This is a genomic window from Streptomyces sp. AM6-12 (genome assembly GCF_044327085.1).
Classification (GTDB): domain Bacteria; phylum Actinomycetota; class Actinomycetes; order Streptomycetales; family Streptomycetaceae; genus Streptomyces.
This window is the reverse complement of sequence record NZ_JBIQWN010000001.1, coordinates 3355686-3370302: the sequence shown is the minus strand read 5'-3', so window position 1 is coordinate 3370302 and position 14617 is coordinate 3355686. Positions and strand designations below refer to the sequence as shown.

At 71.9% G+C, this 14617-nt stretch carries 12 protein-coding genes; 11 read left to right on the top strand and 1 reads right to left on the bottom strand.

Translation table 11 applies throughout. The features are described 5' to 3' along the window. Positions 1 to 33 precede the first annotated feature (33 nt). From ACE4Q9_RS15200 to ACE4Q9_RS15185, 4 genes are all read left to right on the top strand, one after another. Entirely contained in the window at positions 34 to 816 is a 783-nt protein-coding gene (locus ACE4Q9_RS15200; protein WP_397984769.1) for a type II secretion system F family protein, read from the top strand. Positions 817 to 944: 128 nt separating this feature from the next. Next, positions 945 to 1082 carry a DUF4244 domain-containing protein gene (locus ACE4Q9_RS15195; RefSeq protein ID WP_397987225.1) on the top strand — a complete coding sequence of 46 codons (138 nt, stop codon included), beginning with the start codon at positions 945 to 947 and terminating at the stop codon, positions 1080 to 1082. A gap of 22 nt (positions 1083 to 1104) precedes the next feature. Next, positions 1105 to 1443: a TadE family type IV pilus minor pilin gene (locus ACE4Q9_RS15190; RefSeq protein WP_397984768.1), complete on the top strand. Its 339-nt coding sequence runs from the start codon at positions 1105 to 1107 to the stop codon at positions 1441 to 1443. 80 nt (positions 1444 to 1523) lie between these two features. Beyond that, positions 1524 to 1940 (top strand): Rv3654c family TadE-like protein, encoded by a 417-nt coding sequence (locus tag ACE4Q9_RS15185; protein WP_397984767.1) that lies wholly within the window; start codon positions 1524 to 1526, stop codon positions 1938 to 1940. Positions 1941 to 1952: 12 nt separating this feature from the next. Here ACE4Q9_RS15185 and ACE4Q9_RS15180 read toward each other — a convergent pair whose 3' ends face one another. Beyond that, positions 1953 to 4547, bottom strand: a complete 2595-nt coding sequence (locus ACE4Q9_RS15180; RefSeq protein ID WP_397984766.1) for a DEAD/DEAH box helicase — start codon at positions 4545 to 4547, stop codon at positions 1953 to 1955. An 81-nt stretch (positions 4548 to 4628) separates the two neighbouring features. Between ACE4Q9_RS15180 and bldG the strand changes: the two genes are divergently transcribed. The 7 genes from bldG to topA all read left to right on the top strand — a co-directional run bounded on the left by bldG (position 4629) and on the right by topA (position 14573). Beyond that, a complete protein-coding gene (gene bldG, locus ACE4Q9_RS15175; RefSeq protein WP_010986038.1) occupies positions 4629 to 4970 on the top strand; it encodes an anti-sigma factor antagonist BldG in 342 nt (113 codons plus the stop codon). Between the two features lie 203 nt (positions 4971 to 5173). After that, a complete protein-coding gene (locus ACE4Q9_RS15170) occupies positions 5174 to 5611 on the top strand; it encodes an ATP-binding protein (RefSeq protein WP_397984765.1) in 438 nt (145 codons plus the stop codon). Between the two features lie 317 nt (positions 5612 to 5928). Then, positions 5929 to 8340: a sodium-translocating pyrophosphatase gene (locus tag ACE4Q9_RS15165; RefSeq protein ID WP_397984764.1), complete on the top strand. Its 2412-nt coding sequence runs from the start codon at positions 5929 to 5931 to the stop codon at positions 8338 to 8340. A gap of 217 nt (positions 8341 to 8557) precedes the next feature. Beyond that, positions 8558 to 9190 (top strand): small secreted protein, encoded by a 633-nt coding sequence (locus ACE4Q9_RS15160; RefSeq protein ID WP_397984763.1) that lies wholly within the window; start codon positions 8558 to 8560, stop codon positions 9188 to 9190. Positions 9191 to 9344: 154 nt separating this feature from the next. Beyond that, positions 9345 to 10865: a methyltransferase gene (locus ACE4Q9_RS15155; protein ID WP_397984762.1), complete on the top strand. Its 1521-nt coding sequence runs from the start codon at positions 9345 to 9347 to the stop codon at positions 10863 to 10865. Positions 10866 to 11272: 407 nt separating this feature from the next. After that, the gene (locus ACE4Q9_RS15150; protein ID WP_397984761.1) at positions 11273 to 11470 is read left to right on the top strand and encodes a hypothetical protein; all 198 of its coding nucleotides are present in this window, start codon (positions 11273 to 11275) and stop codon (positions 11468 to 11470) included. A gap of 268 nt (positions 11471 to 11738) precedes the next feature. Further along, a complete protein-coding gene (gene topA, locus ACE4Q9_RS15145) occupies positions 11739 to 14573 on the top strand; it encodes a type I DNA topoisomerase (protein ID WP_397984760.1) in 2835 nt (944 codons plus the stop codon). Positions 14574 to 14617 lie beyond the last annotated feature (44 nt).

The window sequence follows — 14617 nt, the reverse complement described above, 5'->3', positions numbered from 1 at the left end:
CGGCTGGTCCGGGACGCGGAGAGAGGTGAGGGCGTGAGCGGGGATGCTGTGCACAGGCTGGGGACGGCCGCGGTCCTGGCGCTGGCGCTCGGCTGGGGCGGCCGGCTGGTGGTGTCGGCCCGGCGGGGACGCCGGGCGCGGCAGCGGGCGGCCGGGCTGCTGGCGCCGGGGGCCGGGTCGGAGAAGCCGCCGCCATGGCCCGTCATGGACGCGGTCCGGCGATGGCTGCCGCCCGTGGGCGCGGCGGGCGGGGTGTGGGTGCTGGTCGGCGGCGTCGTCGGGGCGTTGCTCGGAGTCGGCATCGGTGCCGTGCTCTGGCGCTGGCGGGTCCGTCAGGTGGCCGGGGGCGGGGCGACGGCCGTCGATACCGCCGAGGCCGCGCGCCAACTGCCGCTCGCCGCCGATCTGCTGGCGGCCTGCATCGCGGCCGGTGCCGGGCCGGTGGTCGCCGCGCAGGCGGTGGGGGAGGCCCTGGGCGGTCCCGCGGGGCGGGCGCTGGCGCGGGGCGCGGCGGAGGTGCGGCTCGGCGGCCCACCAGCGGACGCCTGGCGCGACCTGGCCGCGCTGCCGCGCGCGGGCGCCCTGGCACGGCTGCTGGAACGGGCCGACGAGTCGGGGCTGCCCGCCGCCGCTCCGGTGGCCCGTATCGCCTCGGACACCCGCGCGGAGTGGAGCCGCGCCGCGACGGCACGGGCCCGCCGGGCGGCCGTACTGATCTCCGCGCCGGTGGGGCTGTGCTTCCTGCCCGCCTTCGTCGCGCTCGGGGTGCTGCCCGTGGTGATCGGACTGGCGGGCGGGGTGATGGCGGGGAGGTGAGGGGCGGCGGTGGACGCCGTGGAAGACGACCGACCGGAAAGTGCTTTTGGGACAAGGGAGTTGAAGTGAAGAGGAAGATCGTCAAGGTGCTGGCGGGGGTGCGGCGGGTGTGCCGTCGGGACTCCGGGATGGTGACCTCCGAGTACGCGATGGGGATCATCGCGGCCGTCGGATTCGCGTTGCTGCTCTACGAGGTCGTCACCAGCGGCCAGGTGCGGGCGGAGCTCCAGTCGATCGTGAAGAAGGCCCTCAGTGCGCGGATGTGAACGGGGCTCGGACGGTGGGTTCGTGACGGCGGAGGCGGCCATGGTGCTGTGCGTGCTGGTGGCGTTCACGATGGCGCTGGTCTGGGGGCTGCTCGTGGCGGCGGCGCAGATCCGGTGCGTGGACGCGGCCCGTACCGGCGCACGGGCTGCCGCCCGCCAGGACCCGCCCGCCGCGGTGCTGTCGGTGACCCGCGAGGCGGCGCCGCGCGGGGCCCGCGTGACGGTCGGCCGGGAGGGCGACCAGGTCCGGGTGAGGGTGGTCGCGAGACCGCCGGTGCTCAGCGGGCTGCCCTTCGAACTCCGTGAGGAAGCCGTGGCGTTGGCGGAGGAGACGGTCGGGGAGAGGGGAGCGGTGCCGTGAGGCGGCAGGGGGCGCGGGCATGGAGTCGCCGGAATCGGGCGCGGGGCCGGAGCTGGGACCGGGCTCCGGCTCGGCGGGCGGTGGGCCGGTGCGGCTCCGACCGGGGCTCCGCCTCCGTCTGGGGGCTCGGGGCGATCGCGGTGCTGTGCGTGGTGTTCGGTGCGGTGCTGGCGCTCGGGCACGCCGTCACCGTCCGGCACCGGGCGGCCGGCGGCGCGGACCTGGCGGCACTCGCGGCCGCGGACCACTGGGCCGAGGGCGGCGGCCCGGCCTGCGCCCGAGCCGGCCGGGTGGCGTCGGCCCAGGGGGTACGGCTGGTGCGCTGCGCGGTCGAGGGCGAGATCGCGGACGTGACCGCGGCCTCGGGAAGCGTCCCCTTCACGGCGGAGGTCCGCTCCAAGGCCGGCCCGGCAGGCCCACCGACCCCCGCCCCGCCGTCGCCCGCCCCGCCGACGCCCGCCCCGCCGTCTTCCGGCTTGTCGGCATCCGGCTCGTGAACCCTCGGTCCGTCACGCCCCGGCGTCGGCCCTTGCCCCCCGCCCCGAAGCCGGCGCCGGTTCCCCCGGTGAGGCTTCTGGCTCCGGCTTCTCCTCCGGTGGTTGTGGTGCGTCGCGCAGCAGGGTCGTCAGGAGTCGGACGGCACCGCGTTTGTGGAGGGGGTCGTTGCCGTTGCCGCACTTGGGGGACTGGATGCAGGAGGGGCAGCCGGCGTCGCACTCGCAGGAGGCGATGGCCTCGCGGGTGGCGGTGAGCCAGGCGCGGGCGGTGTGGAAGGCGCGCTCCGCGAATCCCGCGCCGCCGGGGTGGCCGTCGTACACGAAGACCGTCGGAAAGAGGGTGTCGGGATGCAGCGGTACGGAGACGCCGCCGATGTCCCAGCGGTCGCAGGTCGCGAAAAGCGGCAGCATGCCGATGGAGGCGTGCTCGGCGGCGTGCAGGGCGCCGCCGAGGATCTCCGGGCTGATCCGGGCCTCGTCCAACTGGTCCTCGGTGACCGTCCACCACACCGCGCGCGTGCGCAGCGTACGAGGAGGGAGGTCGAGTTTCGTCTCGCCCAGTACCTCGCCGGTGATCAGGCGCCGGCGCAGGAAGGAGACCACCTGGTTGGTGACCTCGACGGAGCCGTAGCAGAGCCGGCCCGCGCCCCAGGAGATCTCGGTGTCGGTCTCCAGGACGGAGATGGCGGTGGTGTCGCGGGCGACCGTGGAGTACGGCGGCTCGGCCTGCTCGACCAGGGCGACCGACTCCTCCAGGTCCAGGGAGCGCACCAGATAGGTGCGGCCCTGATGGAGGTGGACCGCGCCCTCGTGGACGGTGGAGTGCGCGGCGGCCTCGTCGACCGTGCCGAGCAGGCGCCCGGTGCCCTCCTCCACGATCTGCACCGGGCGCCCGCCCGCGCCGCGGATGTCGGTCAGGTCGGCGGCCCGTTCCCGGCGGGTCCAGTGCCAGGCGCGGGTCCGCCGGCGCAGCAGCTTCGCGGCCTCCAACTGCGGCAGCACGTCCGCGCAGGCGGGACCGAACAGGACGAAATCCTCCTCGGTCAGCGGGAGTTCCGACGCGGCGGCGCACAAGTGCGGGGCGAGGACGTAGGGGTTGTCGGGGTCGAGGACGGTCGACTCCACCGGCCGGTCGAACAGGGCCTCCGGGTGGTGGACGAGGAAGGTGTCCAGCGGATCGTCCCGCGCGACGAGGACCGCGAGCGCGCCCTGCCCGGAGCGGCCCGCGCGCCCCGCCTGCTGCCACAGGGAGGCGCGCGTGCCCGGATAGCCGCAGATCACCACCGCGTCCAGCCCGGAGACGTCCACGCCCAGCTCCAGGGCCGTGGTGGCGGCGAGCCCGAGGAGTTCCCCGGAGTGCAGGGCACGTTCCAGGGCACGCCGCTCCTCGGGGAGGTAGCCGCCGCGATAGGCCGCGACCCGCCGGGCCAGGGAGCGGTCGACCTCGGCCAGTTTCTCCTGGGCGATCACCGAGATCAGCTCGGCGCCGCGCCGGGAACGTACGAACGCGACCGAGCGCACGCCCTGCACGGTCAGGTCGGTCAGCAGATCGGCGGTCTCGGCGGTGGCGGTGCGGCGTACCGGCGCGCCCTTCTCGCCGTGCAGCTCGGTGAGCGGCGGCTCCCACAGGGCGAAGACCAGCTCGCCGCGCGGGGAGGCGTCGTCGGCGACCTCCACCACCGGCAGACCGGTCAGCCGGCGGGCGGCGACGGCGGGTTCGGCAGCGGTCGCGGAGGCCAGCAGGAAGACCGGGGAGGAGCCGTAACGGGCGCAGACGCGGCGCAGCCGGCGCAGCACCTGGGCGACGTGCGAGCCGAAGACGCCCCGGTAGGTGTGGCACTCGTCGATCACGACGTACTTCAGCGACTTCAGGAAGGAGGCCCAGCGCGGGTGGGCGGGCAGTATCCCGCGGTGCAGCATGTCGGGGTTGGTGAGGACGTAGTTGGCGTACTGGCGTACCCACTCGCGTTCCTCGTACGGGGTGTCGCCGTCGTACACGGCGGGGCGGACCGCGCTGCCCAGCGGTTGTGAAAGTTCCTTCACCGCCCGGCACTGGTCCGCCGCGAGTGCCTTGGTGGGGGAGAGGTACAGCGCGGTGGCCCCTCGGCCGTCTGCCCGTCGCCCGTCACCACCCCCGGCGAGCGCTTCGCGCTGCTGTGTCCATCGGGTGGGTGCTCCGGAACCCTCCAGAAGGGTGGACAGCACGGGCACGAGGTACGCGAGGGACTTGCCGGAGGCGGTGCCGGTGGCGACGACCACCGAATCGCCGTCCAAGGCGTGCTCGGCGGCCAGCGCCTGGTGCGCCCAGGGATGCTCGATGCCGCACTCCTGTACGGCCGCGATCACCTCGGACCGAATCCGGTCAGGCCAGACGGCATGGCGGCCCGTGCGCGGGGGCAAGTGCTCCGTATGAGTGATGCGCGCAGCCCGGCTCGGACCGGAGGCGAGCCTGTCCAGGACAGCGCCCGGCAACGGGCGGGACGCCGGGTCCGGCACGGGTCGATCGGATCGGTGATTCTTGGCCATCGGCACCGAGTGTGTCACTGGCGTGACGGACAATGGAGTCAAGGCGTCGTACACGCACGCCGGTAAGTGATTGAATGCCATCGCGGCTGGCGTTGCGTCCCGAGGGCCGCACGTCAAGATGCCCGAGGGGCGACCGCTCGATAGCAAGGTGCTGGAGGATCCGTGGACCTGTCCCTGTCGACCCGTACCGTCGGCGATCGTACGGTCGTCGAGGTCGGTGGCGAAATCGATGTATACACCGCGCCCAAGCTGCGCGAGCAGCTGGTCGAGCTGGTGAATGACGGCAATTTCCACCTTGTCGTCGACATGGAGGGCGTGGACTTCCTCGACTCCACCGGACTCGGCGTGCTGGTCGGCGGCCTGAAGCGAGTGCGTGCCCATGAGGGCTCGCTGCGCCTGGTCTGCAACCAGGAGCGCATTCTCAAGATCTTCCGTATCACCGGCCTCACCAAGGTGTTCCCGATCCACACCTCGGTCGAGGAAGCGGTGGCGGCCACCGACTGACCCGATCCGGCCGACCCTGCCGCCGGCGTCTGCCCGCGGCGGGGCCGCCGGTGGGTCGTGCCCGGTTCCGGCCGTCAGGCCCTGTCTCGCGCCCCGTAGGGGGCCGTGCCGGGTGCGTCCGGGTGGATCCGGGTATCGAAGTTCATGAGGGGCGGGCCCGGCGAGCCCGCCCGATCGCAGTCCCGTAGTCGTGAGGGGGATGCATGGCCACCGTCGAACTCCGCTTCAGCGCGCTGCCCGAGCACGTCAGGACCGCCCGCCTGGTGGCGGCCGCGGTGGCACGCAGGGCCGGAGTGGACGAGGCCGTTCTGGACGAGGTGCGGCTCGCCGTGGGCGAGGCGTGCTCCCGTGCCGTGGGGCTCCACCAGACCGGCGGCATCGACGCGCCGGTGAAGGTGGCGCTGATCGAGGAGGAGAAACAGTTCTCCATCGAGGTCGGCGACGAGGCTCCGCACGCGGTCCCGGCCGAGCAGGTGACCCATGGCGCCGCCGCGGACGCTGACGTGGAGGCCGAGGAGGACGAGATGGGCCTCGCGGTCATCAGCGGCCTCGTGGACGACGTCGAGGTCACCACCGGGGCGAACGGCGGACTGATCCGCATGACCTGGCCCGCCGCCTCGCCGACGGTCACCGTCGGCTGAGGAAGCCCCACCACGCGACAACCCGAACACGCGACCGAATCAGGGCCCTGCTCAGCAGGGCCCTGATCGCGTTTCAGGCAGATCATTTCCGGCGCCTCCCGGAATTAGTGAAGGAATTCACGATCAATAGCCGTATCATTCGATCAAGATTCCATGGGATCGACGGCGTCCGTCAATGCTTTTGAGGCATTACCTCTTTCGAAGTCGGTCACCGGTGCATGCAGGCCATTTCCGTTTACCGTGCTCTTTTGGCATCACCCAGGGGTACCTACAATCCGTCCACATCTTGAGCTCAGCCCAAGCGTCAAGGAGGACGAATGGCGGGGCTTTCTTACCCCTCTGAGTTTGACCACCCCACATACCTCGCGGCCGCGGTGCTCACCAACGGCAACAGGGTCATCGTGGCCGTCATCGCGGCGGTGGCCCTCGCCGCGCTGGTGGTCGCGGGGATCCTGGTGCGCCAGGTACTCGCCGCGGGCGAGGGCACCGACAGCATGAAGAAGATCGCCGAAGCGGTCCAGGAAGGCGCCAAGGCGTATCTCGCCCGGCAGCTGCGCACACTCGGCGTATTCGCCGTCGTCGTCTTCTTCCTGCTCCTGCTGCTGCCCGCGGACGACTGGAATCAGCGTGCCGGGCGCTCGGTGTTCTTCCTGATCGGTGCGGTGTTCTCGGCCGCCACCGGCTATATCGGCATGTGGCTCGCGGTACGCAGCAATGTGCGGGTCGCCGCCGCGGCACGGGAGGCGACTCCGGGCGAGGGCGAACCCGAAAAAGACCTCACGACCGTCTCGCACATCGCGATGAAGATCGCGTTCCGCACGGGCGGTGTGGTCGGCATGTTCACGGTGGGCCTCGGCCTGCTGGGCGCCTCCTGCGTGGTGCTGGTCTACGCCGCCGACGCGCCGAAGGTCCTGGAGGGCTTCGGCCTCGGCGCCGCCCTGATCGCCATGTTCATGCGGGTCGGCGGCGGCATCTTCACCAAGGCCGCGGACGTCGGCGCCGACCTGGTCGGCAAGGTCGAGCAGGGCATCCCGGAGGACGATCCGCGCAACGCCGCCACCATCGCCGACAACGTGGGCGACAACGTCGGCGACTGCGCGGGCATGGCGGCCGACCTCTTCGAGTCGTACGCCGTCACCCTGGTGGCCGCGCTGATCCTCGGCAAGGCCGCCTTCGGCGACTCCGGGCTCGCCTTCCCGCTGCTGGTGCCCGCCATCGGCGTGCTCACGGCGATGATCGGCATCTTCGCGGTCGCCCCCCGGCGCGCCGACCGCAGCGGCATGACCGCGATCAACCGCGGCTTCTTCATCTCCGCGGTGATCTCCCTCGTCCTGGTCGCCGTCGCCGTCTTCGTCTACCTGCCGTCGAGCTACGCCGGCCTCAGCGGAGTGACGGACGCGGCGATCAAGGGCAAGGACGGCGACCCGCGGGTCCTCGCCCTGGTCGCGGTGGCCATCGGCATCCTGCTCGCCGCCGTCATCCAGCAGCTGACCGGGTACTTCACCGAGACCAACCGGCGCCCGGTCCGCGACATCGGCAAGACCTCCCTGACCGGTCCCGCCACCGTCGTCCTGTCCGGCATCTCGGTCGGCCTGGAGTCCGCCGTCTACACCGCGCTGCTCATCGGGCTCGGCGTGTACGGCGCGTTCCTGCTCGGCGGTACGTCGATCATGCTCGCGCTGTTCGCGGTCGCGCTGGCCGGCACCGGCCTGCTCACCACGGTCGGCGTGATCGTCGCCATGGACACCTTCGGGCCGGTCTCCGACAACGCCCAGGGCATCGCTGAGATGTCCGGCGACGTCGAGGGCGCGGGCGCGCAGGTGCTCACCAACCTGGACGCGGTCGGCAACACCACCAAGGCGATCACCAAGGGCATCGCGATCGCCACCGCGGTGCTCGCGGCGTCGGCCCTCTTCGGGTCGTACCGCGACGCGATCACCACCAATGTGCAGGACGTCGGGGAGAAGCTCAGCGGGCCCGGCGCGCCGCTGAGCCTGTCCCTGGACATCTCGCAGCCCAACAACCTGGTCGGGCTCATCGCGGGCGCCGCGGTCGTCTTCCTCTTCTCCGGACTGGCCATCAACGCCGTGTCGCGGTCGGCGGGCGCGGTGGTGTTCGAGGTGCGGCGGCAGTTCCGGGAGAAGCCCGGAATCATGGACTACACGGAGAAGCCCGAGTACGGCAAGGTCGTCGACATCTGCACCAAGGACGCCCTGCGGGAGCTGGCCACGCCCGGTCTGCTCGCCGTGATGGCGCCGATCTTCGTCGGGTTCACGCTCGGCGTCGGCTCGCTCGGCTCCTACCTCGCCGGCGCGATCGGCGCGGGCACGCTGATGGCGGTGTTCCTCGCCAACTCCGGCGGCGCCTGGGACAACGCCAAGAAGCTGGTGGAGGACGGCCACCACGGCGGCAAGGGCAGCGAGGCCCACGCCGCCACGGTGATCGGCGACACGGTCGGCGATCCCTTCAAGGACACCGCGGGGCCGGCGATCAACCCGCTGCTGAAGGTCATCAACCTGGTCTCGCTGCTCATCGCGCCCGCGGTGATCAAGTTCTCCTACGGCCACGACAAGAACCTCGGCGTGCGGATCGGGGTCGCGATCCTCGCGCTGCTGGTGATCGGCACGGCCGTGTACATCTCCAAGCGGCGCGGCATCGCCGTCGGGGACGAGGAAGAGGAGAGCGCCGAACGGGTCGCCAACTCGGCCGACGCGGCGGTGGTTTCGTAGGTTTCAGGAGAGAGCCTGCGCAAAGAGCGGGCGGGCGGTGCGTTCCCTGGGGCGCGCCGCCCGCCCGTTCGCGTGTGCGGGCACGGGTCCCGTCGTGTGTACGGGTGCGGCCCCGTCGTGAGCCTTCTCTCGCGCAAAAAGTAATAAAAGGTACTTAGGGGGCGATCGGTGTGCGGAGGGTGTGCGTCCGCCGTGTAGGGTCCGGGGCCCGAGAGCCATGGAAGGGACCAATCCGGTGAACAAGAAGCTCGCGGCCGCACTGTCCGGCGGTGCGGTACTGGTGGCTGCGCTGTCGGGATGCAGCAGCAACAGCGCCCCCAAGGGGCCCGACCCCAAGCTGGTCTCCTGGGCCAAGTCGGTGTGCGACGCCGTACCCGCGCAGGACGCGAAGATCAAGGCGGCCAACGCGGCGATCTCCACGACGGCGGCCGACACGGCCAAGCCCGAGACGCTCCAGAAGACCGACTCCAAGGCATTCCAGGACATGGCCGACGGCTACAAGGCGATCGCGACCGCCGTCAGCGAGGCCGGCGCGCCCCCCGGTGTCGACGGCGGCGCCAAGCGGCTCGGCGATGTCGTGAAGAGTTTCAACAGCCTCTCGGCCTCCTACGCCGACCTGAAGAAGCAGGTCGACGGCCTGGACACCAAGGACCAGGCGAAGTTCGCCTCCGGGCTGCACGACGTCGCCCAGCAGATGACCGAGCTGGAGAAGAAGCACCAGAGCGGCACCGAGTCCCTGAAGGCCCTCCAGCAGGGCGAGGTCCAGGACGCCATCGCCCAGCAGCCCAGCTGCAAGAAGGTCGCCTCCGCGGCGTCGTCCTCGCCCTCCGCGGCGTCCACGGCAGGCTGACCGGCGCCCGAGGCATGACGTCGACGGCGGGCTGACCAGCCCCCGAGGCATGACGTCCGCGGTGGGCTGACCACGCCCGGTGCGGTCGGGGGACGGTGGCGTGCGCCGGTTGTGTGCGCCGTCCCCCTCGGCCCGCGCGGGACACAATGGGACCGTGACTGACTCCGCACTCGCCCCCCTGCCCGCCGCCGACCGTCCCGAGGCCGCCGCGCGCCTGCGGGACGCGCTGCTGGCCGCCTCCTTCACCGCCGACGGACTGCTCGAACTGCTCGGCGCCCCCGCGTACGCGGCGCTGGCCCGCAGCGAGACCGTGCCCGCGCTGCGGGCCACCCGTGGCGACACGCCGCTGGAGGCCCTCGTACGGCTCCTCCTGCTCCAGCAGCCCGTGCCCCAAGCGCGGGTGGCCGCCGTACTCCCCGTCGAGGAGGCGGTCGAGGCCGGGTGGCTGGTGCGGGTGGGCGGCGACGAGGTGGCCGCCACGGTGGATGTACGGCCGTACGGCGGCCCCGGCGGCGAGGACTGGTTCATCGTGTCCGACCTCGGCTGCGCGGTCGGCGGCGCGGGGGGCATCGGGCAGCGGGCCGAGGGTGTCGTGCTGGGGGTCGGCGGGGCGTCCACCACGCTCGCCGGCATCACCGTGCGCACCCCGGTCGCCGCCGCCCTGGACCTCGGCACCGGCTCCGGCATCCAGGCGCTGCACGCCTCCCGGCACGCCACGCGCGTGACGGCGACCGACCTCAACCCCCGCGCGCTGCACATCACGGCGCTCACGCTGGCGCTCTCCGGCGCCCCCGCCGCCGAACTGCGCGAGGGTTCACTGTTCGAACCGGTGCGCGAGGACGAGAAGTTCGACCTGATCGTCTCCAACCCGCCCTTCGTGATCTCCCCCGGTGCCCGGCTCACCTACCGCGACGGCGGCATGGGCGGGGACGACCTGTGCCGCTCGCTGGTCCAGCAGGCGGGGGAACGGCTGACCGAGGGCGGGTACGCGCAGTTCCTCGCCAACTGGCAGCACGTCGCGGGGGAGGACTGGCAGGACAGGCTCAGGTCGTGGGTGCCGCGCGGATGCGACGCGTGGATCGTGCAGCGCGAGGTCCAGGACGTCACGCAGTACGCCGAGTTGTGGCTGCGGGACGCCGGGGACCACCGCGGGGACCCGGCGGAGTACCAGGCGCGGTACGACGCCTGGCTCGACGAGTTCGAGGCGCGCAAGGTCAAGGCGGTCGGCTTCGGCTGGATCACGCTGCGCAGGAGCGAGGCGGCCGAGCCGTCCATCACGGTGGAGGAGTGGCCGCATCCGGTGGAGCAGCCGCTCGGGGACACCGTCCGGGCGCACTTCGAGCGCGTCGACTATTTGCGTGAGCACGACGACGCGGCGCTGCTCGCCCACCACTTCCGGCTGGTCGGCGAGGTGGTGCAGGAACAGGTCGGGCTGCCCGGCGCGGAGGACCCCGAGCACGTCGTGCTGCGCCAGCACCGCGGCATGCGCCGGGCCACCAAGGTGGACACGGTCGGCGCGGGCTTCGCGGGCGTCTGCGACGGCACCCTGAGCGCGGGCCGCATCCTGGACGCCATCGCCCAGCTGATGGGCGAGGACTCCATCCGCCTCCGCGACCAGACCCCCGCCCAGATCCGCCTCCTGGTGGAGCAGGGCTTCCTGGAGCCGGTGAACTGAGGGGACGGCTCGGCAGGGGTCCGTGAGGACGGGGGCCGGGTGGGCCGGCGCGCGGGGTGGGGTGGCTTCTCGTGCGGGCCCTCGGACGCAGGCCGTGGCCCAGGCCCGCCCCCGGCCCCGCGCCCAGCCCGCCCCCGCGCGCGGGCAGCCCCGCTCCCAGCGGGCCCCGGACGCGGCAGCAGCCCCCGCCTCCGCACTCCCCGCCCATGCCGTCCGCACCCCCACGCGCCCCCCGATTGCAAAACGGCCGGAAAAATATCTGTCGCGAGCCGGACAGGCCGGACCATGATTCCCGGCCCGGTCGGGCGGTGTGCCGGTGGTCCGCCGTTCACCCCGTCGTCGCCCGCCCGTCGCCCCCGCGTGTCAGTCTCGCCGCGCCGGGTGGAGTCGGAAGGGGTGGGCGGGGGATGGAGCAGGGGCCGGCGGCGTTCGTGGGGGCGGTGTTTGTCCTGTTCGGAGGGGCTCTCCTGGTGTGGACCGGGGTACGGCTGCGGCGGGGTGAGGCGGTGGCCCTCGGTGTGAACCGGGTCGCATCGGCCACCCTCGCGAGCGTGGCCGGAATCCTCGCGCTGGCCCTCGGCGGCTACTGCCTCACCCGCCTGTGACATCGGCGGGTGCCGGCCCGCCGGTGTGCCACGAGAGTAAGAGGAGCGTCACGCTCCGGACAGACCCGGACGGGGTACCCGGCAGTCCGGGCGGCAGGAATGCCGGTAGTCGGGTTACCGTTCGAGTGGCCGTTGTGGGCTTTTCCCGTTTGACACGGGGGCGGGATGTACCGTCACACTCCGCAGCGTCACACGTGCCAGCAGTACGTTGCGACCCCGGGACCAAGGCCTGGGGAGGCCACAGCGTCGACCGGAGAGAAGAGCGAAGTTGTCCCCGACCAGCGAGACCGCAGAGGGCGGCCGCCGACTCGTCATCGTCGAGTCGCCTGCCAAGGCGAAGACGATCAAGGGCTACCTCGGCCCCGGCTACGTAGTCGAAGCGAGCGTCGGGCACATCCGCGACCTCCCCAACGGCGCCGCGGAGGTGCCCGAGAAGTACACCGGCGAGGTGCGCCGCCTCGGCGTGGACGTCGAGCACGACTTCCAGCCGGTCTACGTGGTCAACGCGGACAAGAAGGCACAGGTCAAGAAGCTCAAGGACCTGCTGAAGGACTCCGACGAACTCTTCCTGGCCACCGATGAGGACCGGGAGGGCGAGGCCATCGCCTGGCACCTCCAGGAGGTCCTGAAGCCGAAGATCCCGGTCAAGCGGATGGTCTTCCACGAGATCACCAAGGACGCGATCCGCGAGGCCGTCGCCAACCCGCGCCAGCTCAACCAGAAGCTGGTCGACGCCCAGGAGACCCGCCGCATCCTCGACCGCCTCTACGGCTACGAGGTCTCCCCGGTGCTGTGGAAGAAGGTCATGCCCCGGCTGTCGGCCGGCCGCGTGCAGTCCGTCGCGACCCGGCTCGTGGTCGAGCGGGAACGCGAGCGCATCGCCTTCCGCTCCGCCGAGTACTGGGACCTCACCGGCACCTTCGGCACCGGCCGCGCGGGCGACCCCTCGGACCCGTCGACCCTGGTCGCGCGGCTGCAGACCGTCGACGGACGGCGTGTCGCGCAGGGCCGTGACTTCGACTCCGTCGGGCAGCTGAAGTCCGCGAACACCCTGCACCTGGACGAGGCGACCGCGCGCGCCCTCGCCGCCGCCCTGGAGAACACCCGCTTCTCCGTGCGCTCGGTGGAGTCGAAGCCGTACCGCCGCTCGCCGTACGCGCCGTTCCGTACGACGACGCTCCAGCAGGAGGCCAGCCGCAAGCTCGGCTTCGGCGCCAAGGCGACGATGCAGATCGCCCAGAAGCTGTACGAGAACGGCTACATCACGTACATGCGTACGGACTCCACGACGCTGAGCGAGACCGCCATCGCGGCCGCCCGTGCCCAGGTCACGCAGCTGTACGGCGCCGACTACCTGCCCCCGCAGCCGCGGACGTACGCGGCGAAGGTGAAGAACGCGCAGGAGGCGCACGAGGCGATCCGCCCCTCGGGTGATCGTTTCCGCACGCCCGCGGAGACCGGCCTGACCGGCGACCAGTTCAAGCTGTACGAGCTGATCTGGAAGCGGACCGTCGCCTCCCAGATGAAGGACGCGACCGGCAACAGCGTGACCGTGAAGATCGGTGGCACCGCCGCCGACGGCCGGGACGTGGAGTTCAGCGCCTCCGGCAAGACCATCACCTTCCACGGCTTCCTCAAGGCGTACGTCGAGGGCGCCGACGACCCGAACGCCGAGCTGGACGACCGCGAGCGCCGGCTGCCGCAGGTCGCCGAGGGCGACGCGCTGTCCGCCGAGGAGATCACGGTCGACGGCCACGCCACCAAGCCCCCGGCCCGCTACACCGAGGCCTCCCTGGTCAAGGAGCTGGAGGAGCGCGAGATCGGCCGCCCGTCGACCTATGCGTCGATCATCGGCACGATCCTCGATCGCGGCTATGTCTTCAAGAAGGGCACGGCGCTCGTGCCGTCCTTCCTGTCCTTCGCCGTCGTAAACCTTCTGGAGAAGCACTTCGGCCGGCTGGTCGACTACGACTTCACCGCCAAGATGGAGGACGACCTCGACCGCATCGCCCGCGGCGAGGCCCAGGCCGTGCCGTGGCTCAAGCGCTTCTACTTCGGCGAGGGCACCATCAGCGGCGCCGCGGCCGACGCGGGCAACGGCGACGGGGACCACCTCGGCGGCCTCAAGGAACTGGTCACCGACCTGGGCGCCATCGACGCCCGCGAGGTGTCCTCCTTCCCGGTGGGCAACGGCATCGTGCTCCGGGTCGGCCGCTACGGGCCGTACATCGAGCGCGGCGAGAAGGACACCGAGGAGCACCAGCGCGCCGACATTCCCGACGACCTGGCGCCGGACGAGCTGACGGAGGAGCTGGCCGAGAAGCTGCTGGCCGAGCCGAGCGGCGACGTCGAGCTGGGCACCGACCCGGCCACCGGCCACCAGATCGTCGCCAAGAAGGGCCGCTACGGGCCGTACGTCACCGAGGTCCTCCCCGAGGGCACCCCGAAGACCGGCAAGAACGCGGTCAAGCCGCGCACCGCCTCCCTCTTCAAGTCGATGACGCTGGACACGGTGACGCTGGACGACGCGCTGAAGCTGATGTCCCTGCCGCGTGTCGTCGGCACCGACGCCGAGGGCCAGGAGATCACCGCCCAGAACGGCCGCTACGGGCCGTACCTGAAGAAGGGCACGGACTCGCGCTCGCTCCAGTCCGAGGACCAGATCTTCACGATCACGCTGGAGGAGGCGCTGGCGATCTACGCCCAGCCGAAGCAGCGTGGGCGGGCCGCCGCCAAGCCGCCGCTGAAGGAGCTGGGCGAGGACCCGGTGTCCAAGAAGCCGGTCGTGGTCAAGGACGGCCGCTTCGGGCCGTACGTCACCGACGGCGAGACCAACGCGACCCTGCGCTCCGGCGACAGCGTCGAGGCGATCACCCCGGAGCGCGGCTTCGAACTTCTTGCCGAGAAGCGCGCGAAGGGCCCCGCCAAGAAGACCGCGAAGAAGGCACCGGCCAAGAAGACCGCGCCGGCCAAGAAGACCGCCGCCAAGAAGACGGCGGCGAAGAAGACCACGGCGAGCGCCGCGAAGAAGACGGCGGCGAAGAAGACGACCGCCAAGAAGGCGACGGCGGCCAAGTCCGCGGCTTCCGGCTCCGAGGACTGAGTCCCGGGAGTCTCGTCTCGCCCCGTGCACGCCCCGGCATCACT